15 protein-coding genes, 1 pseudogene and 1 riboswitch are annotated in these 20,528 nt (G+C 61.0%); of the genes and pseudogenes, 10 read left to right on the forward strand and 6 right to left on the reverse strand.

Annotation, left to right across the window (positions count from 1 at the left end; genetic code table 11):
* Positions 1 to 139: 139 nt before the first annotated feature.
* Positions 140 to 352: riboswitch (cobalamin riboswitch) on the reverse strand.
* 474 nt (positions 353 to 826) lie between these two features.
* The gene (locus SM763_RS04820; protein WP_274832339.1) at positions 827 to 1,447 is read right to left on the reverse strand and encodes an Lrp/AsnC family transcriptional regulator; all 621 of its coding nucleotides are present in this window, start codon (positions 1,445 to 1,447) and stop codon (positions 827 to 829) included.
* Here SM763_RS04820 and SM763_RS04825 point away from each other — a divergent pair.
* Both SM763_RS04825 and SM763_RS04830 read left to right on the forward strand, forming a co-directional pair.
* Entirely contained in the window at positions 1,446 to 2,483 is a 1,038-nt protein-coding gene (locus tag SM763_RS04825) for a zinc-dependent alcohol dehydrogenase family protein (RefSeq protein WP_368997813.1), read from the forward strand. The genes SM763_RS04820 and SM763_RS04825 overlap by 2 nt on opposite strands.
* Positions 2,484 to 2,706: 223 nt before the next feature.
* Positions 2,707 to 3,888: an aromatic amino acid transaminase gene (locus SM763_RS04830; protein WP_368997814.1), complete on the forward strand. Its 1,182-nt coding sequence runs from the start codon at positions 2,707 to 2,709 to the stop codon at positions 3,886 to 3,888.
* Positions 3,889 to 4,060: 172 nt separating this feature from the next.
* On the opposite strand, the gene SM763_RS04835 is transcribed toward SM763_RS04830, so the two are convergent.
* From SM763_RS04835 to SM763_RS04845, 3 genes and pseudogenes are all read right to left on the reverse strand, one after another.
* On the reverse strand, positions 4,061 to 5,812 hold the full coding sequence (locus SM763_RS04835; RefSeq protein WP_368997815.1) for a calcium-binding protein: 1,752 nt from the start codon (positions 5,810 to 5,812) through the stop codon (positions 4,061 to 4,063).
* Between the two features lie 362 nt (positions 5,813 to 6,174).
* Positions 6,175 to 6,315, reverse strand: a pseudogene (locus tag SM763_RS04840) (hypothetical protein); the annotation flags it as partial.
* 873 nt (positions 6,316 to 7,188) lie between these two features.
* Positions 7,189 to 8,079 carry a LysR family transcriptional regulator gene (locus tag SM763_RS04845; RefSeq protein ID WP_368997816.1) on the reverse strand — a complete coding sequence of 297 codons (891 nt, stop codon included), beginning with the start codon at positions 8,077 to 8,079 and terminating at the stop codon, positions 7,189 to 7,191.
* A 112-nt stretch (positions 8,080 to 8,191) separates the two neighbouring features.
* Between SM763_RS04845 and SM763_RS04850 the strand changes: the two genes are divergently transcribed.
* The 8 genes from SM763_RS04850 (at position 8,192) to SM763_RS04885 (ending at position 17,196) form a co-directional block, all read left to right on the forward strand.
* Complete coding sequence (locus SM763_RS04850) at positions 8,192 to 9,742, forward strand: proton-conducting transporter transmembrane domain-containing protein (RefSeq protein WP_368997817.1); 1,551 nt, start codon at positions 8,192 to 8,194, stop codon at positions 9,740 to 9,742.
* Positions 9,743 to 9,756: 14 nt separating this feature from the next.
* Positions 9,757 to 12,162, forward strand: coding sequence for a YbcC family protein (locus SM763_RS04855; RefSeq protein WP_368997818.1), 2,406 nt, complete (start codon positions 9,757 to 9,759; stop codon positions 12,160 to 12,162).
* Between the two features lie 298 nt (positions 12,163 to 12,460).
* Positions 12,461 to 12,937 (forward strand): polyketide synthase, encoded by a 477-nt coding sequence (locus SM763_RS04860; protein ID WP_368997819.1) that lies wholly within the window; start codon positions 12,461 to 12,463, stop codon positions 12,935 to 12,937.
* A 205-nt stretch (positions 12,938 to 13,142) separates the two neighbouring features.
* Positions 13,143 to 13,526, forward strand: a complete 384-nt coding sequence (locus SM763_RS04865) for a DUF2946 family protein (protein ID WP_368997820.1) — start codon at positions 13,143 to 13,145, stop codon at positions 13,524 to 13,526.
* Positions 13,527 to 13,672: 146 nt separating this feature from the next.
* Positions 13,673 to 14,299 carry a Crp/Fnr family transcriptional regulator gene (locus SM763_RS04870; RefSeq protein ID WP_368997821.1) on the forward strand — a complete coding sequence of 209 codons (627 nt, stop codon included), beginning with the start codon at positions 13,673 to 13,675 and terminating at the stop codon, positions 14,297 to 14,299.
* Positions 14,300 to 14,324: 25 nt separating this feature from the next.
* Positions 14,325 to 15,407 (forward strand): ABC transporter substrate-binding protein, encoded by a 1,083-nt coding sequence (locus SM763_RS04875; protein ID WP_368997822.1) that lies wholly within the window; start codon positions 14,325 to 14,327, stop codon positions 15,405 to 15,407.
* A complete protein-coding gene (locus SM763_RS04880; protein ID WP_368997823.1) occupies positions 15,404 to 16,447 on the forward strand; it encodes a FecCD family ABC transporter permease in 1,044 nt (347 codons plus the stop codon). Before SM763_RS04875 ends, SM763_RS04880 begins: the two co-directional genes overlap by 4 nt.
* The gene (locus tag SM763_RS04885; protein ID WP_368997824.1) at positions 16,444 to 17,196 is read left to right on the forward strand and encodes an ABC transporter ATP-binding protein; all 753 of its coding nucleotides are present in this window, start codon (positions 16,444 to 16,446) and stop codon (positions 17,194 to 17,196) included. Before SM763_RS04880 ends, SM763_RS04885 begins: the two co-directional genes overlap by 4 nt.
* Before the next feature lie 239 nt (positions 17,197 to 17,435).
* Here the strand turns inward: SM763_RS04885 and cueR are convergent, their stop codons facing one another.
* Together cueR and SM763_RS04895 are read right to left on the reverse strand one after the other, a co-directional pair.
* The gene (gene cueR / locus SM763_RS04890) at positions 17,436 to 17,858 is read right to left on the reverse strand and encodes a Cu(I)-responsive transcriptional regulator (protein WP_368997825.1); all 423 of its coding nucleotides are present in this window, start codon (positions 17,856 to 17,858) and stop codon (positions 17,436 to 17,438) included.
* Between the two features lie 12 nt (positions 17,859 to 17,870).
* Positions 17,871 to 20,378 (reverse strand): heavy metal translocating P-type ATPase, encoded by a 2,508-nt coding sequence (locus SM763_RS04895; protein WP_368997826.1) that lies wholly within the window; start codon positions 20,376 to 20,378, stop codon positions 17,871 to 17,873.
* Between the last annotated feature and the right edge of the window lie 150 nt (positions 20,379 to 20,528).

Consider the following 20,528-nt stretch of genomic DNA (forward strand, 5'->3'; position numbering starts at 1 on the left):
GCACATTCGGTGCAGGAAAAGTGGCTGCCCATCGCGGGCAACATGTACAAATCATCGGTCCTTGGAAGGCAGTGCTTCCACAGACAGTTCAATTGCCACCACTACGGAAGTCCGTTGTCCCCGGCGCGCCCCGCACCCGGACTGGGTGATCCTTCTGGCAGGTCTCCTGACTCGCGGGTCGCAGCTTTGCCGCGCCTTCCCGCCCCCTCTTGGGGCAGTGGCATATCGCAGCATTGCTCTCCGCTCACAGTTGCGGGGGCAGTCATGGTTTTGACGTCTTGTACCGACGCCTTACCATGTTCCCTTTTACCCGGATGGTATTCCCAGCCGGACCAGAATGGCCGGACTTAGGCAAACTGGATTTACTCTGTCAAGAAGGAGTAGACGCCGCCAAGGATGGAGTTTTCAAACAATGCACCGCGCACACCAGCAACAATCGCCTGAAATCAACTGCTAAGTGATGGTTTCAATGCTGCAAACGCAATGCTGTGCCGCATCGACCGCAACCTTTGCGCAGGCGATATTCCACGCTACGGCATGGTTCCCCGTTCCGATCTCCACCGAATCCAATGGCTGGGGTCGTGGCTGTCCCCCCTGCCCCGCATCACGGACAGATTTCCCCTGGCAATGCCCCTGCGGTGGCAACGCGCCTCTTCCGCATCCCGGCGGAGCTGTGGCGTTTCCATCTCCGCCCAAAGCGTTCCAGTACGAGACCGCGCATGAACGCCCAGATCTTCGCAAAGGTCTGTCGCGGGCACAGGTTCAGTCCGGTGGCCGGTTACAGGCTCCGGTTCAAACACGACGGAAAACCAGCTTGCGCGGCAGTCTATTTCATTGATGCTGCACTGACGGGCAGCTTGCTCGACGCCTTCATTTCTTTCAATGAGAGGTTGGACCGAATGCTGGTGACACCGGGTAGCCGCCTCAGAGTGCTGTCGACGAAACCACTGTAATCATCGAGATCACGGGCAACCACGATCAGCAGGAAATCATCCGCGCCGGTCGTGTTGTGGCAAGCCAGGATGTTCGGTGTCGTTTCAACGATGCGCTGAAATTCTGCCGTCGCGGCTTGATCATGCTCGGAACAGCGCAGCTGGACGAAGGCCATAACGCCGAGGCCGAGCTTTCGACGGCTCAGATTGGCTTGATAACCTTCGATGATGCCGCTTTCTTCAAGACGTTTGAGCCGCCTCCAACAGGGGGTCTCGCTCATCCCCAGATGCTCGGACAACTTGGCATTGGTCATGCGGCCATCCTCCTGCAACAGGGTCAAGATCTCGGCATTGACGGCGTCGATGTCAGGCATGGGTAGATATCTTTCAATAATGACGATTCCATAGGGAATTCCACTCCAGATTTGCGCAATACGGGGAGGATTGGCAAAGGTATTTCCCTCATCCAGACTATGATCTCGTCCAAAATACTCTTCAGCGAAAGATCCTGCCATGAAAGCCGTCCTTTTCGAAAAATTCCAAAGCGCGCCAAAGCTGGTTACCGTGGACGACCCGACGCCAGAGCCGCATGGCGTTGTCCTCAGGGTTGCGGCCACCGGCGTCTGCCGCAGCGACTGGCATGGCTGGATGGGACACGACAGCGACATCGACTTGCCGCATGTGCCTGGCCACGAGTTGGCTGGCGTCGTCGAGGCCGTTGGGAATGACGTCACAAAATGGAAGGTTGGCGACAAGGTCACTGTACCATTCATCTGTGGGTGCGGCAGCTGTTCCGAATGCCATTCCGGCAACCAGCAGGTCTGCCTGCAGCAGGAACAGCCGGGTTTTACCCACTGGGGATCCTTTGCGGAATACGTAGGCATTCATCAGGCCGATCTGAACCTTGTCGCCCTGCCCGAGACCATGAGTTTTGCCACTGCCGCGAGCCTTGGTTGCCGCTTTGCAACCTCATTTCGGGCGGTGGTAGATCAAGGGAAGGTCAGCGCAGGACAATGGGTGGCTGTGCATGGTTGCGGCGGCGTAGGCCTGTCCGCCGTGATGATCGCCTCGGCTTGTGGGGCCAACGTGATCGGCGTGGACCTTGATCCAGCTAAGTTGACGCTGGCGAAGGAGCTTGGCGCCGTGACGGTGCTAAACGGTAGGGAGGCCGACGTGCCGGAGGCCGTTCGGGAGATCACCCGCGGAGGTGCCCACGTCTCTCTCGACGCACTTGGTCACCCGTCAACTATGACCAATTCAATCCTCTGCCTGCGGCCGCGGGGCAAGCATGTGCAGGTGGGTCTGATGCTGGGTGAGCACGCGGCACCGACCGTTCCAATGCCAAAGATCGTCGGGCAGGAAATCGAATTGCTTGGTTCACACGGGATGCAGGCACATCGCTACGGCGCGATGCTTGACCTCGTCGCCAGCGGCAAGCTGGACCCGGCACGACTGGTCGGAGAGCAGATCAGCCTTGCCGATGCCCCTCAGGCCTTGATGGAGATGGATAAATTCCGCTCCGTGGGTGCAACTGTCATTACCCGCTTTTGAGCCATGGAGAAAATCGGATTCATCGGAAATGACACCTTGGCCTGCGTTATCGCTGACGGTCAAAGGCGATATGCCAACGGAATAATCGCCCGGGGTGTGACGCAGCCCAACATGACGCCTCATGTGGCTGAAAAGGTAATGACTGACGACCGAAGCGGCACGATGATGCCCCGCGCGATCACAGCATTCCATAGTCGGACCGTCGAACTGGAAAGGGTGAATAATGTTTGAGCAGGTGGAAGAATACCCTGTAGATCCAATCATGATCGGGGCAGAGTATTTCGCTCAGGACCCGCGGCAGGACAAGCTGAACTTGACGGTTGGCATCTATCAGGACGCGCAGGGACAGACCCCGGTCTTGAAGGCCGTCAAACAGGCAGAACAGCGGCTGGTCGAAAGCCAGACCAGCAAGTCCTACCTCGCGCTCACGGGCGATGTGGAGTATTGCGCGGTGCTCGGCCACGAGATCATGGGCGACGCCTACAGCAGCGACTGGATCGCGGCGCAAACCTCCGGCGGTGCGGTTGCCCTGCGGGTGATCGCAGATCTTCTGGCTCAAATGCCCAAAAAACCCACGGTCTGGCTGCAATCTCCGACCTACGGCAACTATGTCCCGATTCTCTCCGCGGCGCAGGCGAACTTCCGATCCCTGCACTATTACGATTCGATCCGCAGCGAGCTCACTTTTGACGAAATGCTCGACGGGCTCAGGGCCGCCAGCCCCGGCGATGTCTTCCTGATGCAAGGCGCCTGTCACAACCCGACCGGAGCGGATATGACATCAGAGCAAATCGCAGCTCTGCTCGACATCCTGGAAGAGCGCGGCATTGTGCCGTGGATCGACCTCGCCTACCTCGGGTTCGCCCGCAGTTTCGATGCAGACTGCGACCTCGCCCGACAAATTGCGAAACGGTTTCCCGAGTGCATTGTCTGCATCACCCTGTCCAAGTCCTTTGGCCTTTATCGTGATCGCGCCGGGGCACTTTTTGTCAAAACACGCACCCCAGATCGCAATCGCGTTAAACGGGCGGTCACCGCAATCGTCCGCTCGGGGGCATCACACGCGCCGGACCATGGCTGCTCTGTTGTTCGCACCATCCTGCAAGACCCCAAGCTCAAGGCGCTCTGGCAGGATGAACTCGACCCGATGCGGGATCGTGTGGCACAGATGCGTGAGACGATCGTCAAAGCGGAACAAGATACCTATGGCACAGGAACCCTCGCGTTTCTCGGTCGGCAGAAGGGGATGTTCTCTTTGTTGCCGCTGACCAAATCCCAGGAAGTCGCGCTAACCCGCGACCATGGCATCCACGTCGTACAAGGCGGGCGCATCAATGTGGCACGGCTACGTGATCAGGACGTCCTGTGGCTGGTCCGTGCGGTCCAAAATGTCATGGCTGACTGAAACTCACCAGGAATGGTGTCGATTGCACCACGCCATCTTGGTCTGACGGTCACGCGGTATCTTCCTAGTGTTTCGGCTCGGACGCTTGCCGCGTCAATGACAGGGACTATCGAAAGCGTGAACAGGACGGGCACCAAACGGCGCCCGTCCAAAAGCAAGTTATGTTGTTCGCTTATCCCCAGAGGGTGAAGGTATCCCCGCTCAGGTCCCACTCTCCGGGCGACACCAGCACATCTTCCAGCAGGACGCTGCTTTCGTGGCTAGTACCCGCTTCTGCGGTAAGCAGTGTATCTGCTCCGCTCTGCGTGACGCTGACAGACAGGTCGCCAAGGCCCCATCCCTTGATTTCAAGCGTATCGCCGACCTCAAAATCGGTGACGACATCCGAACCGAAGTCGAATGTATCAACCCCGTTGCTGTAGAGATCGAACTGGAAATGATCGACGCCGGATCCGCCGGTGATCACGTCGTTGCCATCGTCGCCGAAGAGCTGATCCGCACCGCTTCCGCCAATCAGGCTGTCATCACCCGATCCGCCGAACAGGAGATCCCCAGATTCGCCCGCAACCAGCGTGTCATTGCCAGCATTGCCATAGAGCCGATCAACACCACCGTCGCTGCCGACAATATAGTCATCGGTTGCAACACTATAGCTGTCCCCGACGATGGAGAAGCTGCCATCGAACGTCCCGTCCTGCGGAAGAAACGAGCTGTGCAGGTGATAGTTCTGCAGCGTCACCGTGCTCTCATAGGAGGTGCCCGCCCCAAGGGTCAGGATCGTGTCGTTGCCCACGTGCTCAAGCGAGATCGTCACGGCAGCACCCGGACCAAAGCTGTTCAGCTGCAGCACATCGCCGTCATTGAACCCCTCGATCACGTCATGGCCGGAGCTGGTGCCTTCGCCGGTCGCGTCCGCAGGCACCACGTCAATGTAGTAGGTATCGGCCCCCTCGCCGCCACGCAGCGTGTCATTGCCCCATTCACCGAAGAGCAGATCCGAGCCGCTTCCGCCAATCAGGCTGTCATCGCCCAATCCGCCGAACAGGAGATCCCCAGATTCGCCCGCAACCAGCGTGTCATTGCCAGCATTGCCATAGAGCTGATCAACACCACCGTCGCTGCCGACAATATAGTCATCGGTTGCAACACTATAGCTGTCCCCGACGATGGAGAAGCTCCCGTCGAACGTCCCGTCCTGCGGCAGAAACGAGCTGTGCAGGTGATAGTTCTGCAGCGTCACCGTGCTCTCATAGGAGGTGCCCGCCCCAAGGGTCAGGATCGTGTCGTTGCCCACGTGCTCAAGCGAGATCGTCACGGCAGCACCCGGACCAAAGCTGTTCAGCTGCAGCACATCGCCGTCATTGAACCCCTCGATCACGTCATGGCCGGAGCTGGTGCCTTCGCCGGTCGCGTCCGCAGGCACCACGTCAATGTAGTAGGTATCGGCCCCCTCGCCGCCACGCAGCGTGTCATTGCCCCATTCACCGAAGAGCAGATCCGAGCCGCTTCCGCCAATCAGGCTGTCATCGCCCAATCCGCCGAACAGGAGATCCCCAGATTCGCCCGCAACCAGCGTGTCATTGCCAGCATTGCCATAGAGCTGATCGACACCACCGTCGCTGCCGACAATATAGTCATCGGTTGCAACACTATAGCTGTCCCCGACGATGGAGAAGCTGCCATCGAACGTCCCGTCCTGCGGAAGAAACGAGCTGTGCAGGTGATAGTTCTGCAGCGTCACCGTGCTCTCATAGGAGGTGCCCGCCCCAAGGGTCAGGATCGTGTCGTTGCCCACGTGCTCAAACGAGATCGTCACGGCAGCACCCGGACCAAAGCTGTTCAGCTGCAGCACATCGCCGTCATTGAACCCCTCGATCACGTCATGGCCGGAGCTGGTGCCTTCGCCGGTCGCGTCCGCAGGCACCACGTCAATGTAGTAGGTATCGGCCCCCTCGCCGCCACGCAGCGTGTCATTGCCCCATTCACCGAAGAATAGCTGTCCCCGACGATGGAGAAGCTGCCATCGAACGTCCCGTCCTGCGGAAGAAACGAGCTGTGCAGGTGATAGTTCTGCAGCGTCACCGTGCTCTCATAGGAGGTGCCCGCCCCAAGGGTCAGGATCGTGTCGTTGCCCACGTGCTCAAGCGAGATCGTCACGGCAGCACCCGGACCAAAGCTGTTCAGCTGCAGCACATCGCCGTCAGAGAAATCCGTAATGACTTCGGCGCCAAACCCGTCGTAGTCCATACCGTTCCAGAGAAGATCCGCCTGGAAGGTGTCATTCCCGGCTCCGCCCGTCAGCGTGTCGTTTCCTCCGGCGCCGTTAAGGGTATCGTCAAACAATGACCCTTGGACTAGGTTGTCACCTTCGTCTCCAAACGCTGTGCCGCCAGCAGAAGGTGCGTTTACGGTGTTGGGTGATGTCATTAGTATCTCCAGAAATTAACATTTTGCAATTCAGGGTTGAACATCTCAAATATTAACAAATAGTTAAATCCCAAGCGCGCGCGTTAATATTCTCCGTTAGCGCTGCGCTCGATGCGATTAATTAAATGTAAAGTAAGGTTATCTTTGCATTAGGAATGCTCTGGTCAAGACGCGCATTGCGACAGTGTGTAACGCGTTCATTCATGTTGATCGCACAGGCGTTTTGTCTTTCCGCACTTGGTCAATGCAGCGGGATAAGTCAAAGCACTGCGCTTCGGGATGTCATGATCCTACATTGCAATGAGTACTGCCTCCCGCCGTTCTTCCGGTACCGTCAGGTTCGGCCTCCCTCTCGCGGCAATGGCGGGTCGGTAGCCTCCTTTCCCAGCAGGTCTTTCAAAACGACGTTGTCGAGCACTGTGTCTGCCTCATCTAACTGATCCAAATTGACTTTCACGGGCGTCCATCGCATCGCCAGATCCATCGACTTTTCACTTGATGCGTCCTGCGCAAAGCTGACCTTCAAGCCAAACGCACGTGTCCTTGCTCGGTGTCGCTGATCCGAAGGTCCGCTTCCAGAAAACCCAGCATGATCTATTGCGCCTGCAGCAGAACCTTCGCTGAACCTCGCATGCATGTCGTGGATGGGCGGGCTGACGCCATCCGGCGAAAAAGTCTGCACGGTTATATCTGCGATCGGGCAGCCGCGCCGCCGCACGTCCGATCTGCCCCTGCAGCGGACATGCTACGATCTCTCATTAAGAAAAAGCAGCCGTCTTGTCGACAAAACCAATGAAATCGAGCTTCCTGGAAGCATTACAAAAACAACCCTAGGAATTTCGAAAGCCCGCAGATTGCACGCATGTTTGCACTTCAGGACAAGGCTGCGGAACCGGCATTCCTTTCGAGAAGATCCTGAACCAGAGCATTCGGAAACCGCCGTCGCTGGGTGATGGCGAAAAAGGTTTCCTTGATCCGGGGATGTTCTTTGGCCTCGACAAGCCGACCCGAGGTCAATTCGTCTTTCACGACGATCGGTGCGACCAGCGCCAACCCGATGTTTTCCCGGGCCAGAAGACGCATCATCGCCATATCGTCGACCTCGGCGGCGATCTGCGGACGTACGGACAACCGGCTGGCCATCGCGTCAAATGCGGTGCGCACGCTGCTGTCGGTGGTTGGCAGAATGAACGGTTGCTCGGCGAGCAAATCGCGGATCGGGCGCTCCGGATCAAGCCGCGCGGGCGCGCCGACGATGCTGACCTCCTGCTCTCCGATCTGATGGGTTTCGTAAGGTGTCAGACTGTCGTCCGGGGGCGGGCGGTTCATCAGCACCAGGTCAAGATTGAGCGTTCCCAATCCTTCCAGCAATTCGGTCGGGCTGCCTGAACGCAGAATGACCTCGACGTCCAGACGTGACAGGATCGGCCTCAGGAAACCGATCTGAAAGTTGCGCGACAGGGTTGCAAGCGCGCCGACGCGCAGCGCCTTGCGATCCCGCACCGTGCCTTCAAGGGTCGCGACAAGTTCCTGTCCCGTCGAGAAAATTGCATCCGCGTGATCCAGCGCGATCCGCCCAGCTTCGGTCAGGTGCAATTGTCGCCCGCGCCGGTCGAACAGAGCGTGACCAAGCCGTTCTTCCAATTGCTTGATCTGAACTGACAAAGCGGATTGCGAGAGGTTCAGCCGCTGCGCCGTACGCGTCAGGTTCCCGTCGTGCGCGACGGCCCAAAAGTAACGGAGATGGTGATAGTTCAACGGCATTCGTTAGATTTTATAGAACGTAAAATGAAAAACAATGAATTTTTACTATCAAGCAGACTCCCCTAAGCCATTGCGAAAGGTCGCTGACCGCGAATTTCAAAGGAGTCCGATGATGGCTTATCTGTTTTTTCCGCTTCTGAGCCCGCTCGTCCTGCTGGTGGCCGCGTTCTATGCGGCGCGCCATCCCGGGAAACGCCCCAGACGGGTGCCTGCCCTGACCGAGGCCGCTGCATTCGCCGCATTCGCGATGTCGGCCGTGGCTGCAACGCTCCTTGTGGTCAAAGGCTCCGGCACCTCGGCCCTGATCGGGTTATTCGGTGTTGGACTGTCGGTGCGGCTCGATGCGGTGAGCGCGGTGATGCTGGTTCTGGTCAGCTTCATCGGCTGGATCGTGCTGCGCTATTCCAGGACCTACATGGACGGTGAGGATCGGCAAGGCGCCTTCACAGGCTGGATGTCTGCGACATTGGCTGCCGTCCTGCTGCTGGTCATGTCCGGCAATCTCTTTCAGTTGTTCGCGGCCTGGACGCTGACCAGCCTGTCCCTGAACCGGTTGCTGCTGTTTTATCCCGAACGCGCTACAGCACAGCGCGCCGCCCGCAAGAAAGCCATCGTCGCACGGTTGAGCGAGGGCGCATTGGCCGGTGCCGTGATCTTGCTGATCGCGGCAACCGGGACCACTGATATCGAAACGCTTCTTGCCAGCGCTGAGGCCGATTGGCTGACTATGGGAGCAGCTCTCCTGCTTGCCCTGTCGGCCGTATTAGCCTCGGCGCAATTCCCGATACACGGATGGCTGACCGAGGTGATGGAGGCGCCCACGCCGGTTTCTGCCCTGCTGCATGCGGGCGTCATTAATGCGGGCGGCTTCCTGTTGATCCGCTTTGCCGACGTGATGCTGCTGGCCCCGGGTGTTATGGCGCTTCTCGTCATGCTAGGAGGGTTCACCGCACTGTTTGGTGGTCTGGTGATGCTGACCCAACCGGCGGTCAAGACTTCGCTGGCCTGGTCGACCATCGCGCAGATGGCTTTCATGATCATGCAATGCGGCCTGGCGCTGTTCCCGCTGGCTCTGCTGCATATCGTGGCGCATTCGCTCTACAAGGCGCATGCCTTCCTCAGCTCCGGTGAGGCAGTGCGAAATGTCGCGGCCATCGCCCGCCCTGGCCCGATTGCGGTTCCGAGCGCCCGCAACGTCCTGCAAGCCTTTGTCACTGCCATAGCGATCTATGGTCTGGTTGGCACGGTTATCGGGTTTGACGGCAAGTCGGTTCAGGCCATCGCCCTGGGCGTCATCCTGATTTTCGGTGTCGCCTACTTGCTGGCGCAGGGCTTTGCCGATGCGGCGCCGCGCGCGCTGACGCAGCGCATCGTGGTCTACGCGCTGGTGACGTCGGTGAGCTATTTCGCCCTTCAGGTTATCGCCCAGTCTCTGACCGCTGGCAGCCTGCCTCCGACCCCAAACCCCGGCCCGCTGGAATGGGCGCTGATCCTGCTCGCTCTGATCAGTTTCGGAGTGGTCGCTGTGGCACAGGCGACCTTCCCCCTGTGGGCATCGCACCCGGCCGCAACAGGTCTGCGCGTGCACCTGACCAACGGCCTTTATGCCAATGCAATCTTCGACAAGCTTCTGGACGGATGGTCCAAGCGGTCTGCAGCCTGAAAGGAACCGACCTCATGTTTGCCAAACTCGAGACCTACCCCGCCGCCCTGCTGGAGCTCGTCGCAGAGGCCAACACGGCTGCCAAGGCGATCCCGCCGTTGTTCCCTCTATCTGCCAATGTCGCAGTGAACCCGTTTCTGGGTCAGAGCGATGAGCCGCTTGCAGTCACCGCCGCGCGTCTCGCGCGGGTCGGGGGCGCCCGGGCGATCCCACCACGTACGCATTGGGCAGGCAAAATCAACGCGGGCGAAATTTGCGACACAGATCTGAAGGAGGCATTGGCTTCGATCAAAGGCCAGTTCAACGTGCCAAGCCTGCAGGAGCTGAAAGCGTCTCTCGACGATGAGAGCCCCGCGCCCAAAGCCCTTCCTACCGTGGCAGAACTGGCAGCGGATGTCTCCGGCATCGACTGGCCCGGGCTTATTGATGACCGCATCGGCGTTTGGGCCGCCAGTCACTTCGATCAGGGGCAGGCACTCTGGAAACAGGCAGGCAGCGGCGGCCCCTTCAGGGCTTGGCGCGACTTCGCCTCGCGTGATCTGACGCCCGAGATTCAGGGTCTTACGGGCTTTTGCACTTTTGTTGCTGACACCAACCGTTCGCATTGGCGCGCTATTGGCCGCGCTTCGGAAGGGCTTGGCGTCACCACTGCTGCTGCGCCCACCGCGTTCCACCGCTGGCTGATGACGCTGGGCGGATGGGCGCAATACGGGCGCTATCTGTTGTGGCAGGCGGACCTGGAAGGCAAAGCGAACAGCAGCGTGACCGAACTTCTGGCCATCCGGATGGTCTTCGACGAAGCTCTGTTCGACCTCTACGAAGACCAGATTGCAGCACGTTGGGCAGATGTGGTCGCGGCCCATCAGAGCCCAGTTACTCCGCCCCGGGATCTTGTAGTCGATGCAGTGCTGCAGGACGCCGCAGAACGGGCCGAGCAGCGCGTGCTGGCCGACAGGCTGTCCTGCGGTACAGCGCGTAAGGGCGAGGCGCGCCCGGCCGTGCAGGCGGCCTTCTGTATCGATGTGCGTTCGGAAGTCTTCCGCCGCGCATTGGAAGCGCAGGATGAAAGCATCGAGACGATCGGCTTTGCCGGTTTCTTTGGCCTGGCCAGCGCCCATAAGGCCGCCGGATCGGATGTGACCGAATTGCGCGGTCCGGTTCTCTTGCAGCCGGGGCTGAATTCACAGGCAGCCGAACCCGAAACGGCAAACCTGAGCCGCCGCTACGGCGCCAGGGCCAAACGCGCCTGGGGCCGCTTCAAGCTGGCCGCAGTGTCCTCCTTCGCCTTTGTCGAGGCATCGGGGCCGCTCTACGCGGGCAAGCTTGTTCGGGATGCTCTCGGTTTCGGCAGTAAAACCAAGGAAGACCCTGTGCCGGAGATGGACCCCGCGCTCAATCTCGAAACCCGTGTAGGAATGGCAAAATCGGTGCTGACCGCCATGTCTCTCACGGATGAATTTGCGCCGATCGTATTGCTGGTTGGCCACGGCGCCGATATCACCAACAATCCTCATCAAAGCGCCCTGCAGTGTGGCGCTTGTGGCGGTCACGCGGGGGACGTGAATGCCCGCCTGCTGGCGAGCCTGTTGAATAATCAGGACGTCCGGACTGGGTTGCGTGACAACGGGATCAATATCCCTTCGGATACGGCATTCCTGCCCGCGCTGCACCATACGACCACCGACAAAGTGACCCTGTTTGAACAGGATCTGCCGCCGGAAACGCCCATTGACCTTAGCCAGCTAAAGGCCTGGCTTGCCGCCGCCGGAGCGCTCGCCCGGGCAGAGCGTTCCCAGCGCCTGCCGCGCGCCGCGGGCGCAGCGCATGTCGCGCAGCGGGCTCGGGACTGGGCCGAAACCCGCCCCGAATGGGGCCTGGCCGGATGCCGTGCCTTTGTCGCCGCGCCGCGCCACCGCACCGATGGGGCAGACCTGTCCGGGCAGGCTTTCCTACATAATTACGACTGGCGGCGGGATGATGGCTTTGGCGTGCTTGAATTGATCCTGACGGCGCCCGTCGTGGTCGCCAGTTGGATCAGCCTTCAGTATTACGGTTCAACCGTGGCGCCGGGCTTGTTCGGTGGCGGCAACAAGCTGCTCCACAACGTAGTGGGCGGTATCGGCGTTCTGGAAGGCAACACGGGCGCCCCGCGTCCGGGTCTGCCGTGGCAGTCAGTGCATGACGGTTGCGGCTTTCAGCACGATCCGCTACGCCTGTCGGTAATCGTTGAGGCTCCGCGCGAAGCCATGTCCGAGATCCTGCGGCGCCATCCCGGCGTCCGCGCCTTGTTTGACAATGGCTGGCTGCACCTCATCGCAATGGATGACGAAGGCAAGCTGGCTTGGCGCTATTGCGGCGACTTGGAATGGTCACGCTTCAAGGATCAATCCGCCGACACGCGCGCAATAGCAGCGGAATAGTCCGTTTTCCCCCGCCTGGATATAGCTTTGGCGCACCTTCGTTCTGCTTCATGCAGAATGAAGGTGCCTCGCATTGTTTCCTATCGGTAATTTCAGGAGTCTAAGACGCTATAGGTACAGAGATGCAGCGGGCCAATAACCTCCCTGCACGCAATTTCATCCACTTTGCCCCGCTGAACGGCCCATCTGACATGTTCCAAGGCCGCATGTGCGGCGAAGGGCGTCTTTTTGATGCCGCCACGCGGCGAATAGGCCCGGCTTCAACCGGCTGAAAGGCTGAGTTTGCAAATGACGCTGTATGCGCCAAAGTTACCCCGGCGCACGGATCCGGGTTGCCCCTCGTGCCGATGTCCGCATTGTCGCAGCTGAAGTTGCGCGGTTGCGATTTACACCGGTTCTGCTATCGACCTTTGATATGAAGGTAATGCACTCCATCTGGTGGCTCCGCACGCTGGCCGTGCTGCTGACGGTTGCCTTGGCAACGTCGGGTTTTGCGCATCGCTTTGCAACACCGGAACAGCAGGCTGCACTGGATTATGCCCAAACCTATGGGCTGGACATCTCGTCGATCTGTGGAGATTTCGAGGATGCCGACAGCACACAAACCTGTGACGCCTGCCGCCTGCATTCGGCTATCACCCTGCCAGAGCCAGCTGTTGCCCTCATCCTTGCCGAATTGTCTTGTGATCCGGCAGATTGGGTGCCGCAGCCACCTGTTCTGAACGCCCTCACCGCCGAAGCAGCACGCCCGGCTCGAGCGCCTCCGATCGTCTGAATTTTCCCGACCTATTGGTGAAAAATCCGGCCCGTGCGCCGGAGCAGACTCTGGAGACATCCATGAATATCGCTCTTAGTGCGGCTCTTGCCGCCACCTGTGACGTCACTGCGCGCTCTACGGGAATAAGGTAGAAACGGCGTTCATGGGCGATCCCGCCGACAGGCTGGGGCGCTCCTGGATGGACCATTTCGGTCCCTGATCCTTGTTCTTTCTCAGTCTCATAACACGCGCGCTGCTGCTCTTGGCGTTGCTCGGCTCGTCCACCGTGCCGGACGGGCTTATGCGCGCTCAAGGCCCCGAAGGCATGCGGTTGGTGCTTTGCACGCCCGACGGCACGCAGGAGGTCTGGCTGACCGATGCGGGCGAGATCATCCCTGCTGAGGATGATCAGCCTGCCCAGGACGATCACGGCGGGCCTCATTGCGTCCAAGTCAGCGTCGCCGGGACCGTGCCCTCTTCGAACGTCAGTCTTTTGATCCAAATGCCGCTTCGACCTTTGGCGCTGCCAACAGGTTCGGCGCAACGTCCAGTTTCGCGAGATCTTCCAAATCAACATCGCAGCCGCGCGCCGCCTCTTCCCGTCTGATCCTTCAGCCGGGGCCCCGCGCCCCTTGCTCGACAGTCAAAGACAAGGAAACCAGCATGACTGCGATGATACACCCGTGGCCTGACCACAGGGCCTTCAGAATTGCCCCAAGACTCGCCCTGTTCCGGGGAATGAGGTCTGCCGAGATGCGCAGTATCCAGCGCAAATTCACAACCGAAGACTACCGTGATGGCGAAACACTGGCCTGCAAGGGCGTGGATGCGCCCTTCATGGGGATCGTCCGGTCCGGCATGCTACGCGAGGACAGACCGACGCCGCAGGGTCGCACGCATCTGCTGGCCTTGACCTTTGCCAACGAAGCGCTGGCGCCGCAGGGCTGCGTCCGTGCCAAATGCACGCTGACCGCCGTTGGTGAGACCGAGGTCATGACCTGCGACCAACGCACATTCGAGGAACTGGCCAGCGCCATTCCCCGGCTGCAGCTGAACCTCTTGCATCTGATACAGGACCAGCTGGCACAGGCGCAGGACTGGCAGCTGCTGCTGGGGCGCAAGACTGCCAGCGAACGCGTGGCCTCAATGCTGGTCTCCTTCCATCAGCGCCACGGGCGACCGGACGAGATGCACCTGCCGATGAGCCGCGCTGATCTGGGACAGTTGACCGGCCTGACGCTGGAAACCGTCTCGCGGCAGATGCGGGCGCTGGAAAAGGCGGGGCTGATTGCCATGCCGCTACCGACCCGTGTCCGCGTTCTGGATGCCGTAGCCCTTCACGAGCTGACCGGCGATGCGCCTGCACGCGTCGCCGCCTGACCTTTTCATGACACAGGGAGAAACCATGAAACTTGCACTGACAACCTGCCTCGCCACGCTGCTGACCACCGCCGCATGGGCCGAGATCACCATCACCGACCTGCGCGACCGCACCGTCACGCTCGAAGCTCCGGCGGAACGCGTGCTGCTGGGGTTTTACTACGAGGATTACCTCGCTGTCGTCGGCGACGGCGCGGTGGACAAGCTGGTCGGCCTGTCGCGCGGGCCTTGGGCCGACTGGCGCCCGAAACAATGGAACGCCTACACGCAAGTCTTTCCACAGCTGGCTGAGCTGCCCGATGTGGGCGACACAGAAAACAGCACCATGTCCATCGAGGCCGCCATCGCCGCAGACCCGGATCTGGTGATCCTTGCGGGCTGGCAGTACGACGCGCTTGGTGAAAGCGCGGCGCAGTTCGATACGGCGGATATTCCCGTACTCGTACTCGATTACAACGCCCAGACGCTTGAGGCGCACCTGGCCTCGACCCGCGCGCTGGGGATGGCGATGGGCACCGAAGAACGCGCCGAGACGCTCGCGACGCTCTATGCCGAGATGACAGCCGACACTGCTGCGCGGGTAGAACAGTCAACTGAGGCACCAAAAGTTTATGTCGAGCTGGCGCAGAAAGGGCCGGACGAGGTCGGAAACTCCTATGCAGGCGGCATGTGGGGCGGAGTTATCGACCGGCTCAAGGGGCAGAACATCGCCAATGGCCAGATCGAGAACTGGGGGCCGCTGTCGCCGGAATACGTGCTGTCCGAAGCGCCCCAGGTGATCCTTCTCTCCGGCTCTGAATGGCTGAACCGCCCTGCCTCCGTACCGTTGGGCTTTGGCGCGGACAAGGCGCTGGCGAACGAACGCATCGGTGCCTATCTCGGTCGTCCCGGCTGGTCTGACCTGCCCGCAGTCGAAAACGGCGAGGTCTACGGCATCTATCACGGCGGCTCGCGCACGCTGTCGGATTTTGCCTATTTCCGTTTCCTTGGAAAGGCTTTGCACTCGGCAGCCTTTGCCGATGTCGACCCGCAGGCCGAACTGGCGAAGTTCTACGCCGACTGGTTGCCGATCGCGCCCGAGGGCACCTTCATGATGCAGGCGGAATGAGTATCGCGGTAAGTGAAGGGAGCGGTTTCGACCGCACCCGCATCACCCGGATGGGGGCGGTCTGTGCCGCCCTCACCATCCTGGCGGCCCTGATGGTGGTGGACCTAGTGACCGGTCCCGCCGGTCTGCCTTTGTCCGACGTCCTGAAGGGCCTGCGCGATGGCCCGGATGCAGAGAACCGCCGCCTCGCGACCATCCTGTGGCATCTTCGCATGCCGCAGACCCTGATGGCTGCACTGGTTGGGGCAGCACTGGGGATCGCCGGACTGATGATGCAGACCATCCTCAATAACCCTCTGGCCAGCCCCTATACGCTGGGCTTTTCCGCCGCTGCCGGTTTCGGCGCAGCACTGGTGATCCTGTTCGGTACGGCACTGCCGGTGGCGATGTGGATCGGCGTACCGCTCGCGGCCTTTGCCGCCACGCTGGTCGCAGCTGGACTTGTCTACCTCGTCGCGCACCTGCGCGGCGCCTCGCCCGAGATGCTGGTGCTGGCGGGCATAGCGGTGCTTTTCCTGTTCCAGTCACTGCAATCGCTGCTGCAATTCATGGCGGCCCCCGAAGTGCTGCAACAGATCGTCTTCTGGCTGTTCGGCAGCCTGCTCAAGGCGACCTGGACGTCGGTGCAGGTTTTGTCCGCGATCCTTGCCGTGACCCTGCCATTGATTGCCCGTGAAGTGTGGAACCTGACCTCACTGCGCCTTGGCGAAGGCAATGCTGCAAGCCTTGGCCTGAACGTCGAAAGGTTGCGCCTGCGGGTACTGGTGATAATCGCGCTTCTGACTGCCGGTGCCGTCAGCTTTACCGGCACCATCGGTTTTGTCGGCCTGATCGCCCCGCATGTCGGGCGCGCTCTGGTGGGCGAAGATCACCGTTTCGGCCTGCCGATGGCAGCGATCATGGGCGCTGTGGTGCTGGTCGCCGCCTCCGTTCTGGGCAAGGTCATCTCGCCCGGTGCGGTCATTCCGGTGGGCATCATCACCGCCATCGCGGGAATTCCGATGCTGCTTGCAATCATCCTGCTGAAGAGGCGTACATGAGTTTGGTTCTGGAGAATTTCACCGTTAATGCCGGGCGCCGCCGCTTGCTGCGGATTGAAAAGCTGGAGCTGCCCTCAACCGGGCTCGTTGCGGTAATTGGCCCAAACGGTGCAGGCAAATCCACCCTGCTGAAGGCTCTTGCCGGGGCTCAGCGCCACGGCGGCACCAAGGCGCTGGACCAGACCTGGCCTGCGCCTGAACGCATCGGGTTCATGCCACAGGATTTTACCGTGAAGGCCGCCATGAGCGTCGCGGAATGTGTGCTGCTTGGGCGGCGCGAAAGGCTCGGTTGGCGCATCACAGCGCGGGAGCGCGCCGAAGTGGCCCAGATGCTGGAGATGTTAAACCTGTCACACCTCGCCGATCATCGGATGGATAGTCTGTCAGGGGGCCAGCAACAGCGCGTTCTTCTGGCGCAACGCCTGATCCGCAATCCCCGCCTGCTGATCCTCGACGAACCCACCAGTGCGCTGGACCTGCACCACCAACTCGAGGTGCTCGAACAGTTGCAAAAGCTTGCGCAGAGCAGACTCGTGCTCGCGGCCTTGCACGACCTGACCTTGGCAGCCCGTTATGCGGATCAGACGGTATTTCTTGAAACAGGCAGGCTGGCCGTGGCTGGACCAACCTCACAGGTTCTGCGGTCGCCCTGCCTGGACCGGGCCTATCACATCGACAGTGAGATTCTCCGTGATCGCGATGGCGGGCCAGTCTTCGTCGCGCACCAGGCTCGGTCGCCGAAATATTGAAGTATTGTAGATCAGCGTTCCCAAGTGTGAGCCCAAGACGCCGAAGGTTTGATCTAGCAGGTTGTCAATCTCGACGCGGCAGATCACTCAGATACCGCATGTACCCGCCGCACTAGCCTTTACCCTGCCGCATCCTTTGGTTGCGCTTTGAAAATGCCTTAGGGGTCTCGCGAAAACACCACTTTCTCCGCGTCCGAAAGCCCACCCCATACAGCACCCGCGAATTCACGCTTGCCTCATCAACGCACCACAGGCTCCCCAATGTTTTCCTCAGTCGTGTTTCGTGCCAGATCCTTCAGGATGGGGCAATCCGGGCGGTGATCTCCCGCGCAGGCGTGCACCAATTGATCCAGCGTGTCACGCATAGACTGGAGCTGCGTGATCTTCTCGTCGATCTGGGCCAGATGCTCTTCGGCAATGCGCTTGACCTGCGCGCTTTCCCTGCCCTCGTCCTCGTATAGCGCCATCAGCGCCCGGCAAGTGCCGATGGAAAAACCAAGCGCGCGGGCGCGGCCGAGGAAGGCCAGCTTGTGCAGATCCTGTTCACGAAATCTGCGATACCCGTTTTCGCTGCGCTGCGGGCAGACCAAGCCAATATCCTCGTAGTAGCGGATCGTTTTTGCGGGCAGTCCTGATCGCCGTGATACGTCACCGATATTCATTCCAGCCCCCTGTCATTCCGCCGGAACATGCGCGTTGCTTGCGCGGGAGCCGCTGGCCCCGGCTTTTTCATCCATGGCCGGTGCTACGCGGCGCAGGCGCAGCGCGTTGGTCAGGACAAAGACCGACGACAGTGCCATCGCACCTGCCGCCAGCATCGGCGACAACAGCACACCGAAGGCAGGATACAGTACGCCCGCAGCAACCGGTACCAGCGCGGTGTTGTAGCCGAAGGCCCAGAACAGGTTTTGGCGGATGTTGCGCATAGTGCGGCGAGAGACCTCGAAGGCGTTGACCACACCGCGCAGATCGCCCGACATCAGCACCACATCAGCGCTTTCGATGGCCACATCCGTGCCGGTACCGATGGCGATGCCGACATCGGCATGGGCCAGCGCAGGCGCGTCATTGATGCCATCCCCGACAAAGGCGATCTGGCGCCCCTGCCGCAATTCGTCCAGCGCCGCGACCTTGCCGTCGGGCAGAACCCCCGCGATCACGTGGTCGATGCCGGTTTCGCGGGCGATGGCCTCAGCTGTCTCGCGCTTGTCGCCGGTGATCATGGCAACTTTCAGCCCTTTTTCGTGCAGCGCAGCGATGGCCGCGCGACTGGCCGGTTTCACCGGGTCTGCCACGCCGATCACCGCCGCAAGCCGCCCGTCAACTGCCGCGTAGAGCGCGGTACGCCCGCGTTTAGCAAGCTCGGTCTCCTGCGCCGCCAGCGCCGCCGTGTCGATACCTTCGCGTGTCATGAACCGGTCGGCGCCGACCAGCACCTGCGCCCCGTCCACCATGGCGCGCACGCCGTGGCCGGTGACCGAGGTGAAATCGCCCGCCTCAGCGCGTGGTGCGCCCTCGGCGCGGGCGGCGCGGACGATGGCTTCGGCGATCGGGTGCTCCGAACGTTCCTCCACCGCGGCGATTTTGGACAGCACCTCCGCCCGTTCAAAACCTGTCGCGAGAACAAGGTCGGTCAGTTCCGGGCGGCCCTCGGTCACGGTGCCGGTCTTGTCCAGCGCCACGACCTCGACCGTGTCCAGCTGTTGCAGCGCGTCGCCCTTACGGAACAACACGCCCATCTCAGCGGCGCGGCCGGTGCCCACCATGATCGAGGTCGGCGTGGCCAGACCCATGGCACAGGGGCATGCGATGATCAGCACCGATACACCTGCGACCAACGCCAGCGTCAGCGCGGGCGACGGGCCGAAGATCAGCCAGACGAGGATGGTTAGGGTCGCGGCGGCCATCACTGCGGGCACGAACCACAGGGTGATCCGGTCAACCAACCCCTGGATCGGCAGCTTGGCGCCCTGCGCCTCTTCGACCATGCGGATGATTTGGCTGAGGGTGGTGTCACCGCCAACCCGCGTGGCGCGGAACTGCAGGCTGCCTGCGCCGTTCACGGTACCGCCGGTGACGGCATCACCAGCGGTCTTTTCCGCTGGAACCGGCTCGCCCGTCAGCATGCTTTCGTCGACGTGGCTGCTGCCCTCGATCACCTCGCCATCCACGGCAATGCGCTCGCCCGGGCGGACGACGATGATGTCGCCCTGCACCAGCTCATCGACAGAGACCTCGTTGCTCTCGCCGCCCCGCATCACGCGGGCGGTGCGCACCTGCAGCCCCAGCAGTTTCTGGATCGCGGCGCCGGTGCGCCCCTTGGCGCGCGCCTCAAGAAAGCGCCCCAGCAGGATCAGCACGACGATGACTGCTGCAGCCTCGAAATAGACCGCACGCACCGCGTCCGGCAGCAGCGCAGGCAGGAAGGTTGCGACAACGGAGTAAAGATAGGCCGCCCCGGTACCCACCGCGACAAGGCTGTTCATGTCCGGCGCGCCCTTCAGCAGCGCGGGGAAGCCTTTGAGATAGAAGATCCGACCCGGCCCGATCAGCACCAGCGTCGTCAAGGCGAATTGCAACAGCCAGCTGGTCTGCTGACCGATAGTGGCGTTGATCCAGTGGTGAAAGGCCGGAAACACATGGCCGCCCATCTCAACCACAAAGACCGGCAGCGCAAGGGCAGCGGCATAGGCCATGCGCCGGGCAAGGCTGCGGGCCTCTTCGGCCTTGCGGGCTGTGCGATCCTCACCGCCCGCCGCCTCTGCCAAGGTCGCGGGATAGCCGGCGTCCTTGCTGGCCGCCATCAGTTCGGCGGGGGTGACCGCGCCTTCGGCATAGCGCACGGTCGCGGTTTCAGATGCGAGGTTTACATTGACGTCAAGCACGCCCGGCACAGCCTCCAGCGCCTTGTCGACGCGCCCCACGCAAGAGGCACAGGACATCGATTCCACGTTCAGCGTTACCGATGCCACCCGCGCCGGGTAACCAAGCTTGTCGAGCGCCGCGATGGCGTCTGCGATGCGCTCCGGGTTGTCGGCAACCAGTCGTGCGGTTTCAGATGCAAGGTTGACCGAGACGTCATGGATGCCCTCAACCGCCGTCAGGCCGCGGTCCACGCGCCCAACGCAAGAGGCACAGGACATGCCTTCGACGGACAATGTAACAGGGGTTTGTTCGGGCATGACAGCCTCCTCGATTCTGTGTGGCTGTGCCTTACATGGTGGTTCTAGTCACTGGAAGGTCAAGGGCGCGTCAAAATTTTATCACAGGTCAGATCACGTCTTGACCTTCCTCTAACTGGAAGCCCCATCTCTCGCCCTGCAACCAAACCA

Source organism: Pseudophaeobacter sp. C1-32P7 (genome assembly GCF_041008775.1).
In the GTDB taxonomy this organism is placed as follows: Bacteria; Pseudomonadota; Alphaproteobacteria; order Rhodobacterales; family Rhodobacteraceae; genus Phycobacter; species Phycobacter gallaeciensis_A.

Excerpts from the sequence above, each read along its gene's own strand:
- SM763_RS04825 (WP_368997813.1), top strand. The coding sequence starts at position 1,446 with ATGAAAGCCGTCCTTTTCGAAAAATTCCAAAGCGCGCCAAAGCTGGTT.
- SM763_RS04820 (WP_274832339.1), bottom strand. The coding sequence starts at position 1,447 with ATGGCAGGATCTTTCGCTGAAGAGTATTTTGGACGAGATCATAGTCTG.
- SM763_RS04830 (WP_368997814.1), top strand. The coding sequence starts at position 2,707 with ATGTTTGAGCAGGTGGAAGAATACCCTGTAGATCCAATCATGATCGGG.
- SM763_RS04845 (WP_368997816.1), bottom strand. The coding sequence starts at position 8,079 with ATGCCGTTGAACTATCACCATCTCCGTTACTTTTGGGCCGTCGCGCAC.
- SM763_RS04850 (WP_368997817.1), top strand. The coding sequence starts at position 8,192 with ATGGCTTATCTGTTTTTTCCGCTTCTGAGCCCGCTCGTCCTGCTGGTG.
- SM763_RS04855 (WP_368997818.1), top strand. The coding sequence starts at position 9,757 with ATGTTTGCCAAACTCGAGACCTACCCCGCCGCCCTGCTGGAGCTCGTC.
- SM763_RS04860 (WP_368997819.1), top strand. The coding sequence starts at position 12,461 with ATGCGCCAAAGTTACCCCGGCGCACGGATCCGGGTTGCCCCTCGTGCC.
- SM763_RS04870 (WP_368997821.1), top strand. The coding sequence starts at position 13,673 with ATGCGCAGTATCCAGCGCAAATTCACAACCGAAGACTACCGTGATGGC.
- SM763_RS04875 (WP_368997822.1), top strand. The coding sequence starts at position 14,325 with ATGAAACTTGCACTGACAACCTGCCTCGCCACGCTGCTGACCACCGCC.
- SM763_RS04880 (WP_368997823.1), top strand. The coding sequence starts at position 15,404 with ATGAGTATCGCGGTAAGTGAAGGGAGCGGTTTCGACCGCACCCGCATC.
- SM763_RS04885 (WP_368997824.1), top strand. The coding sequence starts at position 16,444 with ATGAGTTTGGTTCTGGAGAATTTCACCGTTAATGCCGGGCGCCGCCGC.
- cueR (WP_368997825.1), bottom strand. The coding sequence starts at position 17,858 with ATGAATATCGGTGACGTATCACGGCGATCAGGACTGCCCGCAAAAACG.
- SM763_RS04895 (WP_368997826.1), bottom strand. The coding sequence starts at position 20,378 with ATGCCCGAACAAACCCCTGTTACATTGTCCGTCGAAGGCATGTCCTGT.